The organism is Stenotrophomonas sp. FBCC-B152 (genome assembly GCF_059134105.1).
Genome location: NZ_CP101442.1, coordinates 1872276 through 1893405, shown reverse-complemented (window position 1 = coordinate 1893405; position 21130 = coordinate 1872276). Strand labels below are relative to the sequence as shown.

The following is a 21130-nucleotide window of genomic DNA, read 5'->3' as shown; positions in this document are numbered from 1 at the left end:
CCGAGGATGGGATGGATGTTGGGCAGCGTTCTGGCGTGCTTGGCCGCACCGGCCATGGCGCAGGAATCCGAGACGCCACTGCTGCACCCGCTGTTCCAGGACCATGCGGTCCTGCAGCGCGACCAGCCGATTGCGGTCTGGGGCCATGCCGCCCCGGACATCACCGTCTCGGTGAAGTTCGCCCGCCAGACCGCCACTGCACAGTCGGATGCAGAGGGTCGCTGGCGCATCATATTGAAGCCCATCGCTGCGGGCGGCCCCTATGAAATGCGCGTACGGGCAGGGCAGGCAGACCAGACCGTGAGCGACGTGCAGATGGGCGACGTCTGGCTGTGTTCCGGCCAATCCAACATGGAACTGCCGGCACGGCGCGCGCTCAACGCCGACAGCGAAATCGCATCGTCCACGCACCCGGACATCCGTTTGTTCACCGTACCCAAGGCCCCGGCCGTGACGCCCCAGGAGGGGTTCGCCGGACCTGCCTCCTGGCAACCCGCAACACCGGACACCGTGCGCGACTTTTCCGCTGCCTGCTACTACTTCGCGCGCGAACTGCGGAAGACCATCAACGTACCGATGGGGCTCATCCAGTCCGCGTGGGGCGGCTCGCGGATAGAGGCGTGGACCAGCGCCGATGCGCTGCGCTCGCAGGGCGGCATGGACGAAGCCCTGGATGTGCTCGCGTTGCATGCCAGCGACCCTGCGGCGGCAAACGCAGCCTGGGGCACGCACTGGCAGCAGTGGTGGGAGCAGCGCGACGGCGCCACGCCCGGCGATGCCCCCTGGCAGCCCGACGCCGACCGCACAGGGTGGCGCCAGGCCCCAGCCCAGCTCGGCGCTTGGGAGCGCTGGGGCGTACCGGCGCTCTCGGCTTACAACGGCATGGTCTGGTACCGCACGCAGGTGAAGCTGAGCGCCGCACAGGCCGAGCAGGGAGCACGCCTGGAGCTGGCACCTGCCGACGAAACCGACGTGACCTGGGTCAACGGCGTGGCGGTGGGCAGCCAGAACGCCCCGGGGGATGCGCGCTCCTATCCGCTGCCGCCCGGCCTGCTGAAGGCCGGCATCAACAGCGTGGTCGTCAACGTGCTCGACACCTGGGGCGACGGCGGACTGGCCGGCCCCGCGGATGCCCACGCCCTGCAGCTGGCCGATGGCACCCGGATCGTTCTGGAGTCCCCCTGGCTGTACCGCATAGCCCCCGGCAACCAGGCACCGCCACTGGCCCCTTGGCACGCCGCCACCGGCCTTTCCACGCTGTACAACGGCATGATCGCGCCCTTGGGCAGCTATGGCCTGCGCGGCACGCTCTGGTATCAGGGCGAATCCAACACCGGCGATGGTGCTGCCTACGCGGACCGGCTGCGCACGCTGCGCAATGACTGGCGCAGGCAGTTCGGCGCGGAAATGCCGCTGCTCGTAGTGCAGCTGGCCGGCTATGGCCAGCCGCCCGTGGGCCCGGTGGAAAGCGGCTGGGCGCAGGTGCGCGAGGCGCAGCGGCGCGTTGCCGCAGAAGACCCGCATACCGGTCTGGCGCTCGCCATTGACATCGGCGATGCCTACGACATCCACCCGCCGAACAAACAGGAACTGGGCCGGCGTCTGGCGCGGGTGGCACGCCATGTGGTCTATGGCGAACGGGCAGTAGCGGCCACCGGTCCGACCGCAGGCAAGGTTTCCCGCACACGGGTGGAGGTGCGCATCGCGTTCGCCGATGTCACTGGAACGCTGGTCGCAACGGGTGCCAACGGCCCCATCGGCTTCGAACTGTGCGATGCCGAAGCGAAGCACTGCACCTACGCCGACGCCACGCTGGACGGCAACGCGGTAGTGCTGAACAGCCTGCAGGCCGCAACCGCCGCCAGCGTCCGCTACTGCTGGGCAGACGGCCCCATCTGCACGCTGCGCGACAGCAGCGGCGCGCCCGCCGGTCCGTTCGAGCTCGCTCTCACCCCTGCAGGGGAACCCTGATGCGCCTGCTGCTTGCCACGCTCCTGCTGCTGTCCGCCGCGCTTCAGGTGCAGGCAGCCACACCCGCGACCCCGGTCTACTTCGACTGGTTCGAATACGCCGGCAACGACACCGCGTTCGAGCCGCCGCTGCCCGCCGGCCATTACCGCAACCCGATCCTGGCCGGTTTCCACGCGGACCCGAGCATCACAAGCGCCAACGGGAAGTTCTACCTGGTCAATTCCAGCTTCACCTACTTCCCGGGCATCCCGGTGTTCGAGAGCGTGGACCTGGTGCACTGGAAGCAGATCGGCAACGTCATCGACCGCCCCTCGCAGCTGGACTTCGATGGGCTCAGCGTCTCACGCGGCATCTTCGCGCCGGCAATCTCGTTCCACGACGGCGTGTTCTACGTGGTCACCACGGCAGTGGACAGCGGCGGCAACTTCATCGCCACCGCCCGCGATCCGGCCGGCCCCTGGTCCGACCCACACTGGCTGCCGGGCATCGAAGGCATCGACCCGTCCCTGTTCTTCGACGAAGACGGCAAGGTCTACCTGCTCAACAACGATGTGCCGCCCGGCCCACCGCGCTACGAAGGTCACCGCGCCATCTGGATGCAGCAGCTGGATCTGGCGTCCTTCAAGCCGGTAGGCCCACGCAAGGTGCTGATCGACGGCGGCGTGGAACCGGCCAAAAACCCGATCTGGATCGAAGGCCCGCACATCTACAAGCACGAAGGCTGGTACTACCTCTCCGACGCCGAAGGCGGCACCGGCCCGCAGCATTCGCAGGTGGTGCTGCGCAGCCGCGAAGTGTGGGGGCCGTATGTGCCGTACACCGGCAACCCGATTCTCACCCAGCGCGACCTGCCGCAGGACCGGCCGCTGCCGATCACCAACGCCGGCCACGCCGACCTGGTGGAAGGCCCGGACGGCTCCTGGTGGGCCGTATTCCTGGCCAGCCGCAACTACGACACCCGCCATTACAACACCGGGCGTGAAACCTACCTGCTGCCGGTGGAATGGCGTGACGGCTGGCCAGTGATCCTTCCGGCCGGCCAGACCATCCCGTACGCGGCCAAGGCGCCATCGTGGATGCAGGGCGAGGCAAAACAAGCCCCTTCCACCGGCAACTTCGTAGAACGCAACGAGTTCGACACCGCCACGCTCGGCAACGACTGGCTGCGCGTGCGCGTCCCAAAACGGGACTGGGCCGACCTGCGCGAGCGCCCCGGTTCCCTGGCGTTGCACCCGCTGCCGGAGGACCTCGACACGCTACGCAACCCCGCGTTCCTCGGCCGTCGCCAGCAGCACCTCCGCTTCGAGGCCAGCACCCAAATGACGCGGCCAGCAGAAGGCGTAGCGGCAGGATTGGCCGCCTTCCAGAGCGAAGCGTACTGGTACTTCCTCGGCGTCCGCAGCGTTGGCGAAGATCGCGTGGTGATCTTCCTCGAAGCGCGTGACGGCCGCGGCGCAACAAAAACACTCGCATCGCGCGAAGTGGCAGCGTCAGCCCCGCTGCGCCTGCAGATAAAAGGGGACGGAGGACGTTATGCCTTCGCCTTCGACACTGGCGACGGGCACGGCTCGCAGACCCTCGCCGATGACGTGGACGGAACGGTATTGAGTACGGATCGTGCAGGCGGCTTCGTTGGCGCCCTGCTGGGACCATTCGCGCGCGACGAGCGCGCCCTGAGGAGCAAATGATGACGCGCAGGCCCTTGTTCCGCACGCTGGCGCTCTGCGCCGCCATCACCCTGGCCACCGTCGGCCACGCCGCCGCGCCGCAGCCGTGGCTCGACACCTCGGCCAGCTTCGAGACCCGCGCCGCCGCGCTGGTCGCGCAGATGACGCTGGAGGAAAAGGCCGCCCAGATGCAGAACGCCGCGCCCGCCATCGAGCGGCTGGGTGTACCGGCGTACGACTGGTGGAACGAAGGCCTGCACGGCGTGGCCCGGGCAGGGCAGGCCACCGTGTTCCCGCAGGCCATCGGCCTGGCCGCCACCTTCGACGTGCCGTTGATGGGGCAGGTGGCCACCACCATCAGCGACGAAGCCCGCGCCAAGCACCACCAGTTCATCCGCGAGGGCTCGCATGGCCGCTACCAGGGGCTGACCTTCTGGTCGCCCAACATCAACATCTTCCGCGACCCGCGCTGGGGCCGGGGCCAGGAAACCTACGGCGAAGACCCGTACCTCACCGCGCGCATGGGCGTGGCCTTCGTGCACGGCCTGCAGGGCGATGACCCGGTGTACCGCAAGCTCGACGCCACCGCCAAGCACCTGGCCGTACACAGCGGCCCGGAGGCCGACCGCCACCACTTCGACGCCCGGCCCAGCAAGCGCGACCTGTACGACACCTACCTGCCAGCGTTCGAGGCACTGGTGAAGGAAGGCCAGGTGGACGCCGTGATGGGCGCCTACAACCGCGTCTACGGCGAATCCGCCAGCGCCAGCCACTTCCTGCTGCGCGACGTGCTGCACCGCGACTGGGGCTTCAAGGGCTACGTGGTCTCGGACTGCTGGGCCATCGTGGATATCTGGAAGCATCACAAAATCGTGCCCACCCGAGAATCCGCCGCCGCGCTGGCAGTGAAGAACGGCACCGAGCTGGAGTGCGGCCAGGAATACGCCACGCTGCCGGCAGCGGTGAAGCAGGGCCTGATCAGCGAAGCCGAGATCGACCAAGCGGTGACCCAGCTGTTCACCGCGCGGATGCGACTGGGCATGTTCGACCCACCGGAGCGCGTGAAGTGGGCGCAGATTCCCGCAGCGGTGAACCAAGCGCCCGCACACGACGCGCTGGCGCTGAAGGCCGCGCAGGAATCGCTGGTGCTGTTGAAGAACGATGACGTGCTGCCGCTGTCACGCAACCTCAAGCGTATCGCCGTGGTCGGCCCCACCGCCGATGACACCATGGCGCTGCTCGGCAACTACTTCGGCACCCCGGCGGCACCGGTGACGATCCTGCAGGGCATCCGCGATGCGGCGAAAGGTGTCGAAGTACGCTACGCGCGCGGCGTGGACCTGGTGGAAGGGCGCGACGATCCCAGCGCGACCCCGCTGATCGAAGCAGCCTACCTGCGTCCGTCAGCCGATTCCCCGGAGCGTGGCCTGCGCGGCGAGTACTTCCGCACCGCCGATCTTTCCGGCACACCGGCGCTGGTGCGTACCGATGCCCAGATCGGCTTCGGCTGGGACCGCGGCTCGCCCACCGACAACCTGCTGGCCCGTGGTGAAGCGGCGCCGGGGCAGGGCATACCCAACGACAACTTCAGCATCCGCTGGAGCGGCCAGCTGCTGCCGCCAGTATCCGGCCGTTACCGCATCGAGGCCGCCGCCGACGACGGCTTCCGCCTCTACGTGGACGGCAAGCGCGTGCTGGACCACTGGGCCACCAGCGACCGCCTGCACGGTGATGGCGTGGACCTGGACCTGCAGGCCGGCCGGGCCTACGACCTGAAGCTGGAGTACTTTGATGCCGAGCGCGACGCCGGCGTAAGGCTGGGCTGGCGCATGCCCGGTGCAAAACCGCCGTTCGAAGACGCACTGGATGCCGCCCGCAATGCCGATGTGGTGGTGTTCGTCGGCGGCCTCACCGGCGATGTCGAAGGCGAGGAAATGAAGGTCAACTACCCGGGCTTCGCCGGCGGCGACCGTACCGACCTGCGCCTGCCCGCACCGCAGCGCGCCCTGCTGGAGGCGCTGCATGCCACCGGCAAGCCGGTGGTGATGGTGCTCACCGGCGGCTCCGCGATGGCCGTGGAGTGGGCCCAGGCCAACCTTCCCGCGATCCTGATGAGCTGGTACCCCGGGCAACGCGGCGGCACCGCCGTGGGCCAGGCGCTGTTCGGTGACACCAACCCCGGCGGGCGGCTGCCGGTCACGTTCTACAAGGCAGACCAGGCGATGCCGGCCTTCGACGACTACACGATGGAAGGCCGCACCTACCGCTACTTCCGCGGCACGCCGCTGTACCCGTTCGGGCACGGCCTGTCGTACACCACATTCGACTACGGCAATCTCCGCCTGGATGCACCCCGCATCGCCGCTGACGGGCAGCTCAAGGTGCAGGTGGACGTGGCCAACACCGGCAAGCGCGCAGGCGATGAAGTGGTGCAGCTGTATGTGCGGCGGGTGGATGCGGGACCGGGTGATGCGGAGCAGGCGCTGCGCGGCTTCCAGCGTGTCCAGCTGGCGCCGGGTGAGCGGCACACCGTGGCCTTCGATCTGGACGCAACGCAGGCCCTGCGCCAGTACGACGAAGCGCGGGCGGCGTATGTCGTACCGCCCGGTGCATACGAGGTCAGGGTAGGCAGCTCCAGTGCCGACGCCCGCGTGCAGGCCCGCTTCATCGTGGAGGCTGCCCGTGACTGAGCACGTCCTGTCGGTGCGGGAAAAGCTGGGCTACAGCCTGGGCGACCTCGCCGCGAACCTGATCTTCCAGACGCTCATCACCTACCTGGCGTTCTTCTACACCGATGTGTACCGGCTGCCACCGGCCACGGCGGCCACGATCATCTTCGTGATCGGTCTGCTCGGCGCGTTCGTCTTCACCCCGCTGATCGGCATCGCTGCCGACCGCACGGCAACACGGTGGGGCAAGTTCCGGCCGTGGATCCTGTGGACGGCGGTGCCGTTTGGCGTGCTGTCGCTGCTGGCCTTCAGTACCCCGCAGCTCGGCGCACAGGGCAAGATCATCTACGCGCTCGGCACCTATGGCCTGCTGATGCTGGTGTACGCGGCCAACAACCTGCCGTACTCCGCGCTCAGCGGCGTTCTCACCGGCAGCATGGCCCAGCGCAACAGCCTCTCGGCCTACCGCTTCGTGGCGGTGATGATCGCGCAGTTCATCATCCAGGTGCTGCTGTTGCCGCTGGTGCTGATCCTGGGCGACGGCGACCGAGTGCTGGGCTTCGAGCGGGTGATGACCGTGTTCGCGGTGGTGGGCACCGTGTTCTTCCTGATCACCTTCGCCACCACCCGCGAGCGCATCGTACCGGCCAAGGAACAGACCGGCGGGGTGCTGCAGGACCTGTCCGACCTGCTGCGCAACCGCCCGTGGCAGGTGATGCTGGCCCTCACGATCCTGGTCTTCATCAACCTGGCCCTGAAGGGCGGCACCTACATCTACTACTTCCAGTACTACATGAGCGAGCCTGCTCTTGCGGGCTTTCTCGACAACACCGGCTTCAACCGCTTCATCGGCGGATTGAACGCCACGCTCAACGGCATGGGGCTGTCCGGCTTCGCCTGGCCGGAGGACCCGGCAACCTCGGCGTTCAGCCTGTTCAACGCCTGCGGCATCATCTGCATGATCCTCGGTATCGGGGTCTCGCGCCGGCTGGCCGACCGCTTCGGCAAGCGCGATGTGTTTGGTGGGGCGTTGCTGGTCTCCACTGTGTTCCTGCTGGTGTTCTACTTCTTCCCGCCCACCGCCGTGTCCGTGGCGTTCGTGTCGTTCATGCTGCACGGCTTCTTCTACGGCATCACCATTCCGTTGCTGTGGGCGATGATCGCCGACGTCGCCGATTACTCCGAATGGAAGAACAACCGCCGCGCCACCGCCATCATCTTTTCCGCGATGCTGTGCGGGCTCAAGATCGGGCTCAGCATTGGTGGCGCCCTGGTCGCCGGCATCCTGGCGTACTACGGCTACCAGGCCGGCGCGGACCAGCAGCCGGAAGGCGTGGTCAATGGTATCCGGCTGACGGTGAGCGTCTACTGCTCCCTTCCGTTCCTGATCGCCGTGGCGATGCTGTTCCTCTACAAGATCGACAAGCGCATGGAAACCCGTATCGAGCAGGACCTGCAGCAGCGCCGCGAGGGCAACAACCTTGTGCACCTGGCGGCGCATGCCATCTCCCAGCCGCTGGTGACCCACATCTACACGGCCGATCCGTCGGCCCATGTGTTCGAGGGGCGGCTGTACATCTATCCCTCGCACGACATCGACGCCGGCGCGCCGTTCGACGATGAGGGCGGGCACTTCGGCATGGAGGACTACCACGTCCTGCGCATGGACAGCCCCACCGGCGAGGCCACCGACTGCGGCATGGCGCTGCATGTGCGCGACGTGCCTTGGGCGGCAAAGCAGATGTGGGCCCCGGACGCTGCGCACCGCGACGGCCGCTACTACCTCTATTTCCCGGCCAAGGACGGGGAGGGCAGGTTCCGCATCGGCGTCGCCGTGGCCGATCGCCCGGAGGGTCCATTCACCGCAGAACCCGAGCCCATGGCCGGCACGTACTCCATCGACCCGGCCGTATACGCAGACGACGACGGCGCGCATTACCTGTACTTCGGCGGCATCTGGGGCGGCCAGCTGCAGAAGTACCGCGACAACCGCTACGACGAAGCGCACGAAGAACCCACTGGCGATGCGCCTGCGCTCGGCCCACGCGTCGGCCGACTGGACGCAGGCATGACCCAGCTGGCCGAGCCCACTCGGGAAGTAGTCATCCTGGACGAACACGGCCACCCCTTGCGTGCCGATGACCACAAGCGCCGCTTCTTCGAAGGGCCGTGGCTGCACAAGTACCAGGGCAGGTATTACCTGTCGTACTCCACCGGCAACACCCATCTGCTCTGCTACGCCATCGGCGACAGCCCGTACGGTCCGTTCACCTATGGCGGCGTGATCCTCAAGCCCGTAGTGGGCTGGACCACGCACCACTCCATCTGCGAAGTCGAAGGACAGTGGTACCTGTTCTATCACGACGCCCTGTTGTCGGGCGGGGTGACCCACCTGCGTTCGGTCAAGTGCACCCCGCTGCACATGGAAGCGGACGGCAGCATCCGGACCATTGATCCCTATGGCAACTGAAAGCCCGTTGCCCCTCGACGACGCGCAGGCACCACTGCCTGCTGGCCACCTACACTGGTTGCGGGCGGGCAAGCTGGAGGTGGCACTTGCCCCTGAGGCCGGCGGGCGCATTGCTCGTATCCGCTACGACGGCGTGGAGTGGCTGGTCGACGAACAGCAGGCCGGTGCAGCCACCATCGCTTGGGGCTGCTACCCGATGGTGCCGTGGGCAGGGCGTATCCGGCACGGGCGTTTCAACTTTAATGGCAGAGCGTATGCGCTGCCCACGAACTTCGGCGAACACGCCATCCACGGGGTGGGGTTCGCATTGCCCTGGCAGATCGATAACCTGGATGCGGGCACGGCCACGCTCTCACTGCAGCTTCCCGAGGATGGCTACTGGCCCTTCGGCGGTACTGCCTCCCAGGTCATCCACCTGACGCCCGACAGCCTTGAACTGCGCCTCGCAGTGCAGGTTGGCACCCAACTGATGCCGGCGGTACTCGGCTGGCACCCGTGGTTCCGCAAGCCAGATGAATTGCTGTTTGCGCCCAACGCCATGTACCCACGAGACGGGGAGGGCATCGCCAGTCTGCCATTGGTAAGCGCATCCCCCGGCCCATGGGACGACTGCTTCATCAACCAGAAGGACATAACGCTGGTTTACGCCGGTCAGCGTCTGACGCTGCGAGCCAACACCCACCACTGGGTGGTCTACGACGCCGCCCCTCACGCCACCTGCGTAGAACCCCAGACCGGCCCACCCGATGGATTCACCCTCGCCCCAAACCGCCTCAACCCTGGCGAACAACTAGAGCTGACCTTCAATCTCGCCTGGAACCCGGACCGGTAGGGTCGATTCCCAAACGACCGCCGATAACGGTGATCGGCACGGCAACGCATGACCTTGAATCGAAAACGCGCCTCCTCCGTTCGAGGTCATGCCCCAAAGGGATATTCACCACCCCGGCGGTTGATCGGGATGCAACCCTACCAGCGGAATCAACGCCCATTGAAGTGCGAACGCGCGGGGTAGGGTCGCTTCCCAAACGACCGCCGATAACGGTGATCGGCACGGTAACGCATGACCCGAAATCGAAACCGCGCCGCCTGCGTTCGAGGTCATCCCCGGCATGCCTCAGCCCGAAACCCGAAGGTCACTGCCCGGCGTTGCTTGGCGCCACGCGGCCGCGTACCGGAGGTACTTACCGATGAAGATCCCCGTAAAACCGCCCGACAAAAGCAGATAGGCCGCCCGGAAACCAACATCCCCAGCAAGCGTCGGCGACATCGCCAGCGCGGATTCAAACCCGTACTTCACCGCAAACGTCACCAGCAACAGCGGCAGCAGGCTGTAGTCCGCGCTGCGCCACAGCTTCCCGGTTGCCCGGTTCGCGGTCAGCGTCGCACGGCGCAGCATCATCCAGCCGACGCCCGCCCCCGCGCCGATCCCGGCCAGCCACAGTGCCCATGCCTGCCAGGAGGTGCCATAACGCGCACTGATCGACCACAGGCCCCACGCGGTGAACAGCGCAGGCACCACCGCCAGCCGCCCCAGCGTGATCTCACCCGGCTTCATCGCCGCGACGCCGCGCGTGATCAGGAAGATCAGGAGCGCCCAGACCCAGAGCGGGGTGTGCGAAGCGAATTGCTGCAGCATGTTCATGGAGGGTCCTTGGCTTGGGGTGGGGTTCGGGCACTGCAGCGCCGTGCGGGAATGAGCCCATTCTGGGCTTCCGCCGAAGCCGGACAAGTGACAGCTGTCAGGCATCGGGAAGTACACGCTGCAGGTGCTGGCTACAGCGATCGCTTCCCCTTCGCTCACCCTTTTGGGGCAGGCGGGCGGCGGTTGTCGCTACTACATTGGGACCTCACCAGGAGGACATCCGATGAACAATGCCATCCGCAGAACCGCCAGCTTCGGCGTGCCGTGGGAGTCGGCTTATGGGTACGTGCAGGCGTTGCGCGTGAACAACACGATCTATGTGTCTGGCCAGCTGTCGCACACACCCGACGGTGAGCTGGTGGCACCCGCCGCGCTGGGCGCGGACGGGAAGCCGGCAAATTTCCACACCATGGAAGCACAGATGCAGCGCACGTATGAAAATGCGAAGATCCTGCTCGCCGAACTGGGTGGATCCTTGGCCGATGTAGTCGAAGAGACCCTGTTTGTGATTGACGTACCCGCCGCCTTCGCGGCCAGCGGCAAGGTTCGTCCCCAGGCATACGGGCAGCCGGTGCCGCAGGTAGCGAGCAACCTGATTGGCGTTTCGGCCCTGGCGTTCCCAGAACAGTTGATCGAAATCGCGTTCCGGGCTGAAGTACAGCCTTGAGCGTGCCAATACGTTGATTCTCTCATTACGCTGAAACGGAACAGGTGAGACCTGGCGGTCATCGGGAAGCGCAGGTTGGCGGCTACCATAGGCGCCCCTCCAGTACGCTCAAGATGGCCGGATGACGAAGCACGACACGGACGCCACGCAACGATTCGACGCCACAGGGATCGGCTCCACCAGGCGTATCCAGCGCATGGCCCAACCGGCGCTACTGGCGCTCGCCCTCGGCATCGCACCGGCCCGGGCGGAGGCGCCCCAGACATTCGACCTGCAGGCTAGTGGGTTCGACAGCGGCCTGGTCGCCAACGATCAGGGCCACCTGATCCAGGAGTGGCCGGGGCGGCCGCAACAGGTTGCCCCCAATCGCTGGCTCGTCGTGGATTTCGAGAGAAGCAGCAGCGTGTGGTTCGATGACACGGGCCGGGTCTCATTGAAGAGCCCGTATGTCGAGCTCCGATCCGACGCGGCATTCGAACGTCACCCGGACGACCCGGACCTAACCTCTCTGTTCAGTACCTGGTCCAGGGCAGGAACCGGCCTGTTGCGGGCCGATGGAAGCACCTTCATCGACTGGCAGCCAGGCAGCGGCGAGTGGGCCATCACGGCGCACCCGCAACGCTACAGCTGGCGCTCGCGGGAAGCGGGCGAACGCATTTTCGATGCCCGTGGGCAGCTGCGCATGCAGCTGGCCCAAGGCGAACTCCGGGCCGCCGGTCCGTTCCCGGAACGCACGCAATACCTGGTCTGCGACCTAAACCCAGGCACGCCCTGCGCGCTGCGCGATGAGGCAGGAAAGACGCTGTGGACCGAGCACATCGACAACCTGATCCCGCTCAACAACGGCGGCTGGCTGGGACTGCAGGGCAGGGCATGGCGCCGGCTGGATACGGGCGGCCAACTGACCGGTGACCGCACGCGCATCTACGTGGTGGGCTACTCTTCGGCGCGGTCGCGCAGCCCCGCCTCTGAAGACCTGGGCGGCTGGCCGCGCTGGGCAACGGAATACCACGTCATCCGCGAAGACGCAGAAGGCATCTTCGCGGATGAAGCCGACGCCGTGCACGGCCTCATGAACCCGGATGGGCGCTTCCTGGCAATCGCTGGTGCGACTTCCGGCGAGGAGGTCTGCCCAGGCATATGGCGCGCGCGCATGGGCGACGCCGGTGACAAGTTGGTTGATGCGAATGGCCAAATTCTGGGGCCATTCACCGCCTACGCGTGGAAGGGGGTCGAAGGGCGCCCCGAGCTGCGGCAGGCGATAGCGGAAGACGGGCAGGAAACCCTGGTGGACTGCAGGGGAAAGCTGCTGGTCCAGACACCGCCGATTAGCCAACTGAGCGCAGAGGCCACAGGCTTTTTCGGCACGCTGGACGGCGAATCCCAGCCACGGCTCTGGCTCGACGCCGCGCTTGGCCAACACCTGCTGCCGAAGGGCACCTGGATCGATCAGGTCAGTGCTGATGGCGAATTGCTGCTCGCACGCAGCGACGCGGAGGGATCTCGCCTGTATCACGTAAAGCGCGAGCGCTTCGTGGGCGAAGCCATCGAATCTGCGCATGCGCTGCTGCCCGGTGGCGTCGTATTCCTGCGCGATGGCTACTACGGCTTCATCGATGCTGACGGGATCGAGCGGCTGCCAGCTCGCTACACCGCGATCACTCCTTGGGGCGAAGACCGCCTGTGGACATCCCACTACCTCGCCAAAGACGCGCCAGGCATGATCACGACCCTGCATCGCATGGATGGCTCGGTCATCGCCAGCTGGCTCAATGCCTCAATGAACGACAGCCCCATCCTCCGCAGCTTACCCAATCAAGGGTCGCTGACCGAGCTGATCGGCCCAACCATTGAAAGGCCGGACGGGGAGTACCTCGGCCAACAATGGGTAGACCGCAACGGCCGCACCCTGTTCCTGTCACTCCACTGCCAACGCGGCTCAAGGGAGACCGAAGGCGCTGTGATCGAACCACTCATCGGGCCCGCGCGACGCCAAGGCACCGATTGCCCGATCCCGGATGACATCCGCGCCGCAATGGCCGCGACCCGCACCAACTGACACCGACGCGGCGAGCTGGCGCGATTGAATCGCCACTCCCCGAAACGTCCGGGGCAGGGTAGGGTCGGTTCCCAAACGACCGCCGATAACGGTAATCGGCGCGGTAACGCATGACCTCAAACCGAAAAGCGCTACTCGCGTTCGAGGTCATGCCCTAAAGAGTGATCACCCCCCCGGCGGTTGATTGGGATGCAACCCTACCGATGGCCACCTCGCGGTAGATTTGTTTCCAACTACCTATCGCGGCAACACCTTCTCGGCGATATCAAGCAGCGCCCGCAGCCGATCCATGTGCCGAAGATCCTGGTGATACCCCACCCACACGTCCCTGCTTGGCGGCTCCCCGAGCAGCTCAATCCGATGCAGCCCCTGCACGCCCTCAGCCAACGGTCGCGGCAGCACCGCAACACCATGGCCGCGAAGGCACATCTGCGCCTGAACGCTGCGGCTGGTACTGGTGAAGGCGCGTTTTGACTGCGGAAATCGATCCAGCAGCCAGGTGACATCCGGGAAGTGGGCCTGGGCTGAATTCATCAGAATCAGCCGCACCGATTGCGGGTCGTCGCTCACCGCGCGCACGGTCTCCGCCGAGCCATAGAGACCGTAAGGCATGCTCATCAGACGACGCTGGACGATGTCCGGTTCACTGAACGGAACGATGCGGAAGGCAACATCAGCCTCGCGACGGGACAGGTCAAGAAGCCGATAGCTCGCGATGACCTCAGGCACCACGGCAGGGTGAAGCCGCCCGAGTTCAACGAAAACCGGGGCCAGGACGTAGGCGGCGAACCAGTCCGCCGAGGATATCCGCAGGATGCCTTCAAGCCGTTCGTGGTTGCCCGCCAGGCGCCGCTCCATGGAAAGCGCGGATTCCTCCATGGACTCAGCCAGGGAAAGCACCGCGTCCCCGGCGTCCGTAAGCACAAGCCCGTCTTTAGTTCGACGAAAGAGCGGCTGCTCGGCCTCATCCTCGAGCGCCTTGATCCGCCGGCCCACCGTGGGGTGGCTCACGCCAAGGCTGCGGGCAGCCTCGCCGAGTGATTTTCCGCGCACGACCGCGAGAAAGATCCGGATGTCACTCCATTCCACCCCAAGCACGCCCGTTCAAATATGTACGCGGAATATGCAGCAATGCCAGTCCACAAACAATCCTGTTGAAGCGACCATGCCCGCCCTGCAATCAACCCGGGCTGCACAACATGAACAAGCTGAACAACAAGGTCGCACTCGTCACCGGCGCATCCAAAGGTATCGGCGCAGGCATTGCCCGCCGCTTGGCCAGCGACGGGGTGAAGGTGGTGGTCAACTACACCTCCAGCGAACGCGAGGCCGAAGCGCTGGTCACCGAGATCGAGGCCGCCGGCGGAATGGCGATAGCGGTACGCGCCGACGTTCGCAGCAAATCGGAGGTGGATGCCCTCATCCAGTCCACCATCGAACGTTTCGGCACGCTGGACATCGTGGTCAACAATGCAGGCATCTATCAGTTCGCAAGGATCGAGGACACCACCGAAACCCTGTATCGCCAGCAGTTCGACCTGAATGTCCTTGGCCCGCTCCTCGTCGCTGGCGCGGCCGTTCCGCACTTGGGGCAGGGCGGGAGCATCATCAACATCAGCTCTTTCGTTACCCGGGTCCTGCCGGCCGAGAGCGCGATCTACAGCGGCACCAAGGGCGCCATCGACGCCATCACCGGCGTCCTCTCGCGCGAGCTGGGGCCGCGGGGAATCCGCGTCAATTCCGTGAACCCGGGCCTGATCGAGACCGACGGTACCCACGCCAATGGCGTGATGGGCTCGGCGTTCCAGGCGTGGAACGAGCAGCAGACGCCGCTTGGTCGGATCGGCCAGGTCGAAGAAATCGCGTCGATCGTTTCGTTCCTTGCATCCGGCGATGCTGGCTGGGTAACGGGCGAGCACGTCATTGCCTCGGGTGGCATGCGCTGATCGGCGGGCCCGACCATGAAGTCCTTGACCCTCGATCCGGATGCGCGTGCCACGGACCCGCGCCGCTGGCCGGCCCTTGCCGTGCTTCTGACCGGCACGCTGCTACCGCCGCTCGACTTTTTCATTGTCAATGTGACATTGCCGTCGATCCGTGCAGACCTGTACGCATCGGCAGATGTCGCACAGCTGGTGGTGTCCGTGTATGCGATGGCGTACGCCGTCACCCTCATCCTTGGTGGCCGTCTGGGTGACATCTACGGACGTCGCCGCACCTTTGTAGCGGGCATGCTGGGGTTCGGGCTGGCGTCCTGCATCTGTGGCCTTGCCGACTCGGCCGCCGTGCTGGTCATTGGCCGGCTGCTGCAGGGCATCTCGGCCGCTGTAATGGCACCGCAGTCCCTCGCGTCCATCCATGCACTATTCCCCGCGAATGAGAAAGGCCGGGCGCTCAGTCTGTATGCCGCCACATTCGGGTTGGCTGCCGTGGGCGGCCAGCTGCTGGGGGGCGTGCTGGTGTCGACGGATCTCTGGCATACGGGCTGGCGCGGCGTCTTCCTTATCAACCTCCCCGTCATCGTGCTGGCCGTACCTGCCGCACTGATCCTGGTGCGCGAAACAAAAGGGGCGACAGGGGAGGGCATGGATTACCCCGGTGCATTGCTGCTGGCGTTGGGCGTGCTGGCGCTGGTGATTCCGCTGATTGAAGGCCGCGAGCATGGCTGGCCGTGGTGGAGCTTGGTGCTGCTGATGCTGAGCCCCGCGTTCCTCACCGCCTTCTGGCGTTACGAAAAGCACCGGGAACGAACAGGCGTTTCCGCATTGGTGCCTCCCTCGGTCATAACGGCAGCCCCCGGCTTCCGACTTGGCCTGCTGGCAGCGGTGATGTTCTACGCGCTCGCAGCGTTCTTCCTAACCTTCGCGGTCTACCAGCAGGCAGGGCTGGGCCGGAATGCACTGGCAGCGGGGCTCGCAATTCTTCCGCTCGGGATCGGACAGTTGTTGGGGCCCACGTGCGGGCTCAGGCTCTCGCGATGGTTGGGCTCAAACGCTGCTGCATTAGGTATGAGCCTGGAAGTCGCGGGCCTGCTCCTGGCGGCTGGGTTGGCGGCGACGGGCAAGCCGTTCCTGCTCCATCTCCCCCTGTTTCTCATCGGTATCGGCCAGGGCATTGCGCTCCCTGCGCTCGTGCGACTGAACGTTGATCGGGTGGACCCTCGTTGGGCAGGCCTGGCAGCGGGCAGTGTCAGCGCCGCGATGCAACTTGGCGCTGCACTCTCAGTCGCGTTGGTGGGCGGGGTCTTCTTCTCGCTCGCACCTGACGGAGCAAGTGCCGACGAAGTCAGATCAGGCTTCGCGGTCGCCTGCCTGATGATCGGCATGGCGATGGGAACTGCGGCGATTCTCTGCAGCAGGCTTGCCGCTACCGCTCCGGGCCGGGCATGACGCCGGAGGGTAGGGTCGGTTCCCAAGCGACTGCCCATAAAGATCATCGGCACGGTAACGCATGACCCAAATCGAAACCCGATGCCTGCGCTCCAGGTATGCCCTGATGGGTAGCTGGCGAATCTTCAACCGCACCATGCTGTTCCTCATGTGCAACATGTTTTCCGTGCTTACCTTGATGGCACTGCTCGGAGTCCTGCTGAACGACTCGGAAAAGGGAACGTTCACCGGCAGTCCGGCCTGGATGCTTGCCATGGCATGGCTGATGGTACCGCTCCCGCTCGCATGGCTGTACTTCTTTGCCGTATGCGGAGTCAGCCGCTGGTGGCATAGACTCCTCAGCTGACCATCAACACCCGGTAACGCATGACCCCGAACGAAACGTTGTCGGGTAGCTGAGGATCGCAACGATGCGCGGAACACTGGTTGAGTTGCTACTCGAGATCGCCGGCGTACTTGGCCTGATCGGCCTCGCCTATTCGGACTTTCAACCCAGCACAGGGTTGCTGTACGCCGCCTGCGTCGTCGCAGTGGCACTGGCTTTGTGGGCGGTAAAGGCACAGCCCAGACCCGAACAGGTCCACTCGCCGCTTCAAGGCAGGCACAGAAAGGTGCGCTCGGAACTCGCCCCACTATGGATAGTCTTCCCCATGGCACTGGTGGCCGGATGGCTGTTCACGGTCTACGGCGCGGGCATGACCCTGGCCTCCGTGGCGGGCGTCGCGCACACCCGAACCGGTACCGTGGTGTACAGCGCCAGACACCAACCATCAGCCCGCTCGCGCCAACCTGTCTGCACGCTCCTCTCTGTCGTACTGAAGACTGAGCGCGGACCGGTCCGCATCGAGGATTGCGACGCCTCTCTGGGTGGCATTACGATCACTGGCTTCGACGTAACCTACCGCACACGCGAATCAGCGCTTGGGCTGTTCTTCAATCGGGAGCCCGGTGTTCCGCAGCTGGATTCGATACTGGAGATGGTCAGGCGCGACCAAGAGCTGGCGGACCGTGCCGTGGAGCGAGCGACTCTTGCCGAGCAGCAGGCGGCCCGCCCCGAAGGACGTCGCTAGACGCGCTGTCTGGTCAGCATACCTGGCACCGCCACAACGCGGCGCCATGCGGTCCACTGCCTGATGCAGTGAATCCCAGGTGATGCACACCGCCCAAGACTTCACTACGTGGGAACCGTGACGATGCAACGCTCTTGCACCCACATCTTCCCCCACGAAGTGCAGGCTCTCCATGACCAACAAGCAGCTCACGACGATCAATCCACTGACCGAAGAAGTGATTGCCACTTATTCGTACATGTCAGACGACGAAGCCGCAGCCGTAGTCGAATCCAGCCACACCGCCTTCCTGGAATGGCGCCTGCGCTCTCTGGACGAACGGGCTAAGGTGGTTTCCGCCATCGCCAAAGCGCTCCGCGAGCGCAAGGAAGAGTTCGCCCAGCTCATGACCCGCGAGGTCGGCAAGCTCATTGAAGACAGCCGCACCGAGGTGGAACTGTGCGCCGCCATCTGTGACTACAACGCCAAGCAGGGCCCTGCAGTGTTGGCTGACGAAGAGCGCGATGTAGAAGGCGCGACCGGCATAGTGACCCATTCGCCAATCGGCGTCGTGTACGGCATCCAGCCCTGGAACTTCCCGGCCTACCAGGCGATCCGCTACTCCATCGCCAGCCTGATGGCAGGCAACGGCGTGCTGCTCAAGCACGCGGAGAGCTGCACCGGCAGCGGTCTGCTGCTCCGTGATATCTACGAGAGTGCCGGACTGCCCAAGGGCCTGTTCGGCGTGCTGTTGATCACCCATGACCAGTCCAACGCCATCGTGGAGAACGACCTCGTCCGGGCCGTGACCCTGACCGGCAGCGAGACCGCAGGGCGCACCGTGGCAGCCAAGGCGGGCGCCGCGCTCAAGAAGACGGTGCTGGAGCTGGGCTCCAACGACGCCTACCTCGTCCTGGACGATGCCGATCTTGATCTGGCTGTGGAGACCTGCGTCAAAGGACGTCTGTTCAACAATGGCCAGACCTGCGTCAACGCCAAGCGCTTCATCGTGACTCAGAAGAACTACGACGCCTTCGTCAGTGCCTACGCCAGCAAGTTCAAGGCGATCAAGATGGGCGACCCCAACGCCGCCGATACGCAGCTGGGCCCGCTGGTCTCCGAGGCGCAGCGTGACAAGCTGCACGAACAGGTCACAAAAAGTGTCTCGCAAGGCGCCCGCCTGCTGGTGGGCGGCGAGGTGCCAGAGCGCACCGGCTGGTTCTATCCGGCCACCGTACTGGCCGACGTGGCACCGGGGCAGGTGGCGTACGACGATGAGCTGTTCGGCCCTGCGGCGGCCATCATCCGCGCCAAGGACGATGAGGATGCGCTGCGCATTGCCAATGACAGCCGCTATGGCCTCGGCGGCGGCATCTTCAGCCGCGACGTGAAGCGCGCCCGCGAGCTGGCCACCAAGTACTTCGATACCGGGATGGTCTTCATCAACACCTTCGACGTTGCCTCCCCGGCGCTGCCCTTCGGTGGGGTGAAGGCCTCGGGCTACGGCCGCGAGCACGGCCCGGAAGGGTTGAAGGAGTTCGTCAACGTCAAGTCGATCAAGATTCCGGCTGCCGCTTGACAGTTGACCGCGGCGCCAACAACCGGCTCTGCGGCACCGAACGCGCTCACGTGAAGTGACGCGTTCGGCAAGGTGCCAGAAGCGCTTACAATCGTGTGCACCGCGCTCAATGACCGGTGCACGAAGAAGCGTAGTGCCACGCCATGCGTGGCTGCCCCAGGAAGAGAGCATTACAAATTGATCGCAAGCGAATGGTGTAAGTCCCTCGGTCTCATTGGCATGGCACTAGCCCTGGCACCCATGGCGTCAGCGGCAGAACCAGCCCGGCACCCCGCCCCCAATCAGGAACAAATCAACCGCGCCGTAGCCCTCGCGACCTGCAAGGCCGACCGCGCAGCGTTCCGTACATTGGCCTATGAGCTACGCGACGTCGCATCCAGCCGCGAGCCCTCGGCAGGCTGGCAACCGGTGGCCCGCGAAGCGGGGGAATACGGCATGGCGCTGGGCAACATTGCCGGTGTCCTGGCGGAAATGCAGCTCACCGAACCCGTGCTCATTTTCGGCCATCCGACCAGGCGCTTGATACTGTCGCGCAGTTCCGTAGTCGCCACCTTCGATGACCCAGCCATCGGCGCAGACCTCGCCAAGTCCATGGGCATTGAACCGGAGATGAGGCAGGGCGGTCCTGCCCGGATGCGCATTGTTGAGTCAACGCCGGAAGCCGAAGGGGATGGCATCGAGGTGAAGGCATTGATAACCTCGCGTATCGACGCCGATCATGGACCGTCCGCCGTGGCAGGGTGCCTGTACTACACCCAGTAGACGCGAAGCCACCTCGGCACCCCATTCAGCGAGTTCCCGATGCAGTGGATTGATCTGCGCAGCGACACCGTCACCCAACCCACCCCCGCGATGCGCCAGGCCATGGCCACCGCGGAAGTGGGGGATGACGTCTATCAGGACGACCCCACCGTCATCCAGCTTGAGCGCCTGGCCGCCGACATGCTGGGCAAGGACGACGCACTGTTTGTTCCGACCGGGGTATTCGGCAACCAGCTCGCGGTGTTCACCCATTGCCGCCGGGGCGACGAAGTAATCGCCGGCGACGACTCGCATCTGGTCTGGCACGAAAACGGGGCGGCGGCGGTGATCAGTGGCGTCCAGCTGCGCACCATCGCCAGCAACCGGGGCCAGTTGGCGCCCAGCGAGATCGCGGCCCGCATCCGGGTGGGGGAGGACATCCACATTCCCCGCACCGGACTGATCTGCCTGGAAAACGCGCACGGCAACGGCCGCGTGATCCCGCTGGCCACGATGGAAGCCACCGCCGCCATCGCGCGGGAACACGGCGTTCCCATCCACCTGGACGGCGCACGCGTGTTCAATGCCGCCACCTACCTGGGGTGCGACGTGAAAGCGATCACCCAGCATGTGGACACGGTGATGTGCTGCCTCTCCAAGGGCCTGGCCGCACCGGTCGGTTCGATCCTGGCGGGGCCGGCGGCCTTCATCAAGCGTGCCCGATACAACCGCAAGCTGCTGGGAGGAGGGTGGCGCCAAGCCGGGGTGATCGCCGCGCCGGGCCTTCTTGCGCTCACCGAAATGACGCAACGGCTGGATGTGGACCACGACAATGCAATCTACCTGGCTCAGCAATTGGCCGCAGTGCCAGGCATTGACGTGGACATGGAAGACGTCCACATCAACATGGTGTGGTTCGCGCTACCCGAAGGCGTAGACATGCCCGGGCTGATGGAAGCTCTGGAAGCAGCCGGCATACGGGCCAACGGTGCGTACGGCGGCAAGATGCGTCTCGTGACCCATTGGCAGATCGACCGCGAAGCGATTGACAGGACCGTCGCGGTGATCCGGAGCGTGGTGGCTGAGTGATCCAGCGGCTCGCATGTGCAGACTGGAACGGACCCGGCAGGGTCGGTCGCAGGACGACCGCCCTGAAACCTGCAATCGTGAGAACCGAGGATTTCCTTTTTTCCCTGCCGACTGATGGAATGCGCATCAGCGAAC

Annotated in this window: 16 protein-coding genes and 1 pseudogene; 15 read left to right on the top strand and 2 right to left on the bottom strand. The window is 65.4% G+C overall.

What is annotated here, in order from left to right; genetic code table 11:
* Positions 1-15: 15 nt before the first annotated feature.
* From NMB40_RS08870 to NMB40_RS08845, 6 genes and pseudogenes are all read left to right on the top strand, one after another.
* Positions 16-1971: a sialate O-acetylesterase gene (locus tag NMB40_RS08870; RefSeq protein WP_494360729.1), complete on the top strand. Its 1956-nt coding sequence runs from the start codon at positions 16-18 to the stop codon at positions 1969-1971.
* Positions 1971-3659 (top strand): glycoside hydrolase family 43 protein, encoded by a 1689-nt coding sequence (locus tag NMB40_RS08865; protein ID WP_494360728.1) that lies wholly within the window; start codon positions 1971-1973, stop codon positions 3657-3659. The genes NMB40_RS08870 and NMB40_RS08865 overlap by 1 nt, the downstream gene beginning before the upstream one ends.
* Positions 3656-6328, top strand: coding sequence for a glycoside hydrolase family 3 protein (locus NMB40_RS08860; protein ID WP_494360727.1), 2673 nt, complete (start codon positions 3656-3658; stop codon positions 6326-6328). The genes NMB40_RS08865 and NMB40_RS08860 overlap by 4 nt, the downstream gene beginning before the upstream one ends.
* Positions 6315-7775, top strand: a pseudogene (locus NMB40_RS08855) (MFS transporter); the annotation flags it as partial. The gene NMB40_RS08860 and the pseudogene NMB40_RS08855, both read left to right, overlap by 14 nt.
* The gene (locus NMB40_RS08850) at positions 7761-8777 is read left to right on the top strand and encodes a glycoside hydrolase family 43 protein (RefSeq protein WP_494361057.1); all 1017 of its coding nucleotides are present in this window, start codon (positions 7761-7763) and stop codon (positions 8775-8777) included. The pseudogene NMB40_RS08855 and the gene NMB40_RS08850, both read left to right, overlap by 15 nt.
* The gene (locus NMB40_RS08845; RefSeq protein ID WP_494360726.1) at positions 8767-9609 is read left to right on the top strand and encodes an aldose epimerase family protein; all 843 of its coding nucleotides are present in this window, start codon (positions 8767-8769) and stop codon (positions 9607-9609) included. Before NMB40_RS08850 ends, NMB40_RS08845 begins: the two co-directional genes overlap by 11 nt.
* Before the next feature lie 285 nt (positions 9610-9894).
* Here the strand turns inward: NMB40_RS08845 and NMB40_RS08840 are convergent, their stop codons facing one another.
* Positions 9895-10422, bottom strand: a complete 528-nt coding sequence (locus tag NMB40_RS08840) for a DUF6622 family protein (protein WP_494360725.1) — start codon at positions 10420-10422, stop codon at positions 9895-9897.
* Positions 10423-10645: 223 nt separating this feature from the next.
* On the opposite strand from NMB40_RS08840, the gene NMB40_RS08835 reads away from it, so the two are divergent.
* A complete protein-coding gene (locus NMB40_RS08835; protein WP_494360724.1) occupies positions 10646-11089 on the top strand; it encodes a RidA family protein in 444 nt (147 codons plus the stop codon).
* Positions 11090-11210: 121 nt separating this feature from the next.
* Positions 11211-13148 (top strand): hypothetical protein, encoded by a 1938-nt coding sequence (locus NMB40_RS08830; protein WP_494360723.1) that lies wholly within the window; start codon positions 11211-11213, stop codon positions 13146-13148.
* 237 nt (positions 13149-13385) lie between these two features.
* On the opposite strand, the gene NMB40_RS08825 is transcribed toward NMB40_RS08830, so the two are convergent.
* On the bottom strand, positions 13386-14246 hold the full coding sequence (locus NMB40_RS08825; protein ID WP_494360722.1) for a LysR family transcriptional regulator: 861 nt from the start codon (positions 14244-14246) through the stop codon (positions 13386-13388).
* A gap of 101 nt (positions 14247-14347) precedes the next feature.
* Here NMB40_RS08825 and NMB40_RS08820 point away from each other — a divergent pair, with 101 nt between their 5' ends.
* From NMB40_RS08820 to ltaE, 7 genes are all read left to right on the top strand, one after another.
* Entirely contained in the window at positions 14348-15094 is a 747-nt protein-coding gene (locus NMB40_RS08820) for an SDR family oxidoreductase (RefSeq protein WP_494360721.1), read from the top strand.
* 15 nt (positions 15095-15109) lie between these two features.
* Positions 15110-16537 carry an MFS transporter gene (locus NMB40_RS08815; RefSeq protein WP_494360720.1) on the top strand — a complete coding sequence of 476 codons (1428 nt, stop codon included), beginning with the start codon at positions 15110-15112 and terminating at the stop codon, positions 16535-16537.
* A 61-nt stretch (positions 16538-16598) separates the two neighbouring features.
* Positions 16599-16883: a hypothetical protein gene (locus tag NMB40_RS08810; RefSeq protein ID WP_494360719.1), complete on the top strand. Its 285-nt coding sequence runs from the start codon at positions 16599-16601 to the stop codon at positions 16881-16883.
* 64 nt (positions 16884-16947) lie between these two features.
* Positions 16948-17607 (top strand): hypothetical protein, encoded by a 660-nt coding sequence (locus NMB40_RS08805; protein ID WP_494360718.1) that lies wholly within the window; start codon positions 16948-16950, stop codon positions 17605-17607.
* Positions 17608-17779: 172 nt separating this feature from the next.
* Positions 17780-19165: an NAD-dependent succinate-semialdehyde dehydrogenase gene (locus tag NMB40_RS08800; protein ID WP_494360717.1), complete on the top strand. Its 1386-nt coding sequence runs from the start codon at positions 17780-17782 to the stop codon at positions 19163-19165.
* 219 nt (positions 19166-19384) lie between these two features.
* Positions 19385-19927 (top strand): hypothetical protein, encoded by a 543-nt coding sequence (locus NMB40_RS08795; RefSeq protein WP_494360716.1) that lies wholly within the window; start codon positions 19385-19387, stop codon positions 19925-19927.
* 39 nt (positions 19928-19966) lie between these two features.
* On the top strand, positions 19967-20995 hold the full coding sequence (gene ltaE / locus NMB40_RS08790; RefSeq protein ID WP_494360715.1) for a low-specificity L-threonine aldolase: 1029 nt from the start codon (positions 19967-19969) through the stop codon (positions 20993-20995).
* Positions 20996-21130: the final 135 nt, after the last annotated feature.

Bases quoted from the DNA above. Each gene is read 5' to 3' on its own strand.
- NMB40_RS08810 (WP_494360719.1), top strand. From the start codon at position 16,599: ATGACCCAAATCGAAACCCGATGCCTGCGCTCCAGGTATGCCCTGATG.
- NMB40_RS08860 (WP_494360727.1), top strand. From the start codon at position 3,656: ATGATGACGCGCAGGCCCTTGTTCCGCACGCTGGCGCTCTGCGCCGCC.
- NMB40_RS08805 (WP_494360718.1), top strand. From the start codon at position 16,948: ATGCGCGGAACACTGGTTGAGTTGCTACTCGAGATCGCCGGCGTACTT.
- NMB40_RS08800 (WP_494360717.1), top strand. From the start codon at position 17,780: ATGACCAACAAGCAGCTCACGACGATCAATCCACTGACCGAAGAAGTG.
- NMB40_RS08795 (WP_494360716.1), top strand. From the start codon at position 19,385: ATGGCACTAGCCCTGGCACCCATGGCGTCAGCGGCAGAACCAGCCCGG.
- NMB40_RS08865 (WP_494360728.1), top strand. From the start codon at position 1,971: ATGCGCCTGCTGCTTGCCACGCTCCTGCTGCTGTCCGCCGCGCTTCAG.
- NMB40_RS08840 (WP_494360725.1), bottom strand. From the start codon at position 10,422: ATGAACATGCTGCAGCAATTCGCTTCGCACACCCCGCTCTGGGTCTGG.
- NMB40_RS08830 (WP_494360723.1), top strand. From the start codon at position 11,211: ATGACGAAGCACGACACGGACGCCACGCAACGATTCGACGCCACAGGG.
- NMB40_RS08815 (WP_494360720.1), top strand. From the start codon at position 15,110: ATGAAGTCCTTGACCCTCGATCCGGATGCGCGTGCCACGGACCCGCGC.
- ltaE (WP_494360715.1), top strand. From the start codon at position 19,967: ATGCAGTGGATTGATCTGCGCAGCGACACCGTCACCCAACCCACCCCC.
- NMB40_RS08820 (WP_494360721.1), top strand. From the start codon at position 14,348: ATGAACAAGCTGAACAACAAGGTCGCACTCGTCACCGGCGCATCCAAA.
- NMB40_RS08870 (WP_494360729.1), top strand. From the start codon at position 16: ATGTTGGGCAGCGTTCTGGCGTGCTTGGCCGCACCGGCCATGGCGCAG.
- NMB40_RS08845 (WP_494360726.1), top strand. From the start codon at position 8,767: ATGGCAACTGAAAGCCCGTTGCCCCTCGACGACGCGCAGGCACCACTG.
- NMB40_RS08835 (WP_494360724.1), top strand. From the start codon at position 10,646: ATGAACAATGCCATCCGCAGAACCGCCAGCTTCGGCGTGCCGTGGGAG.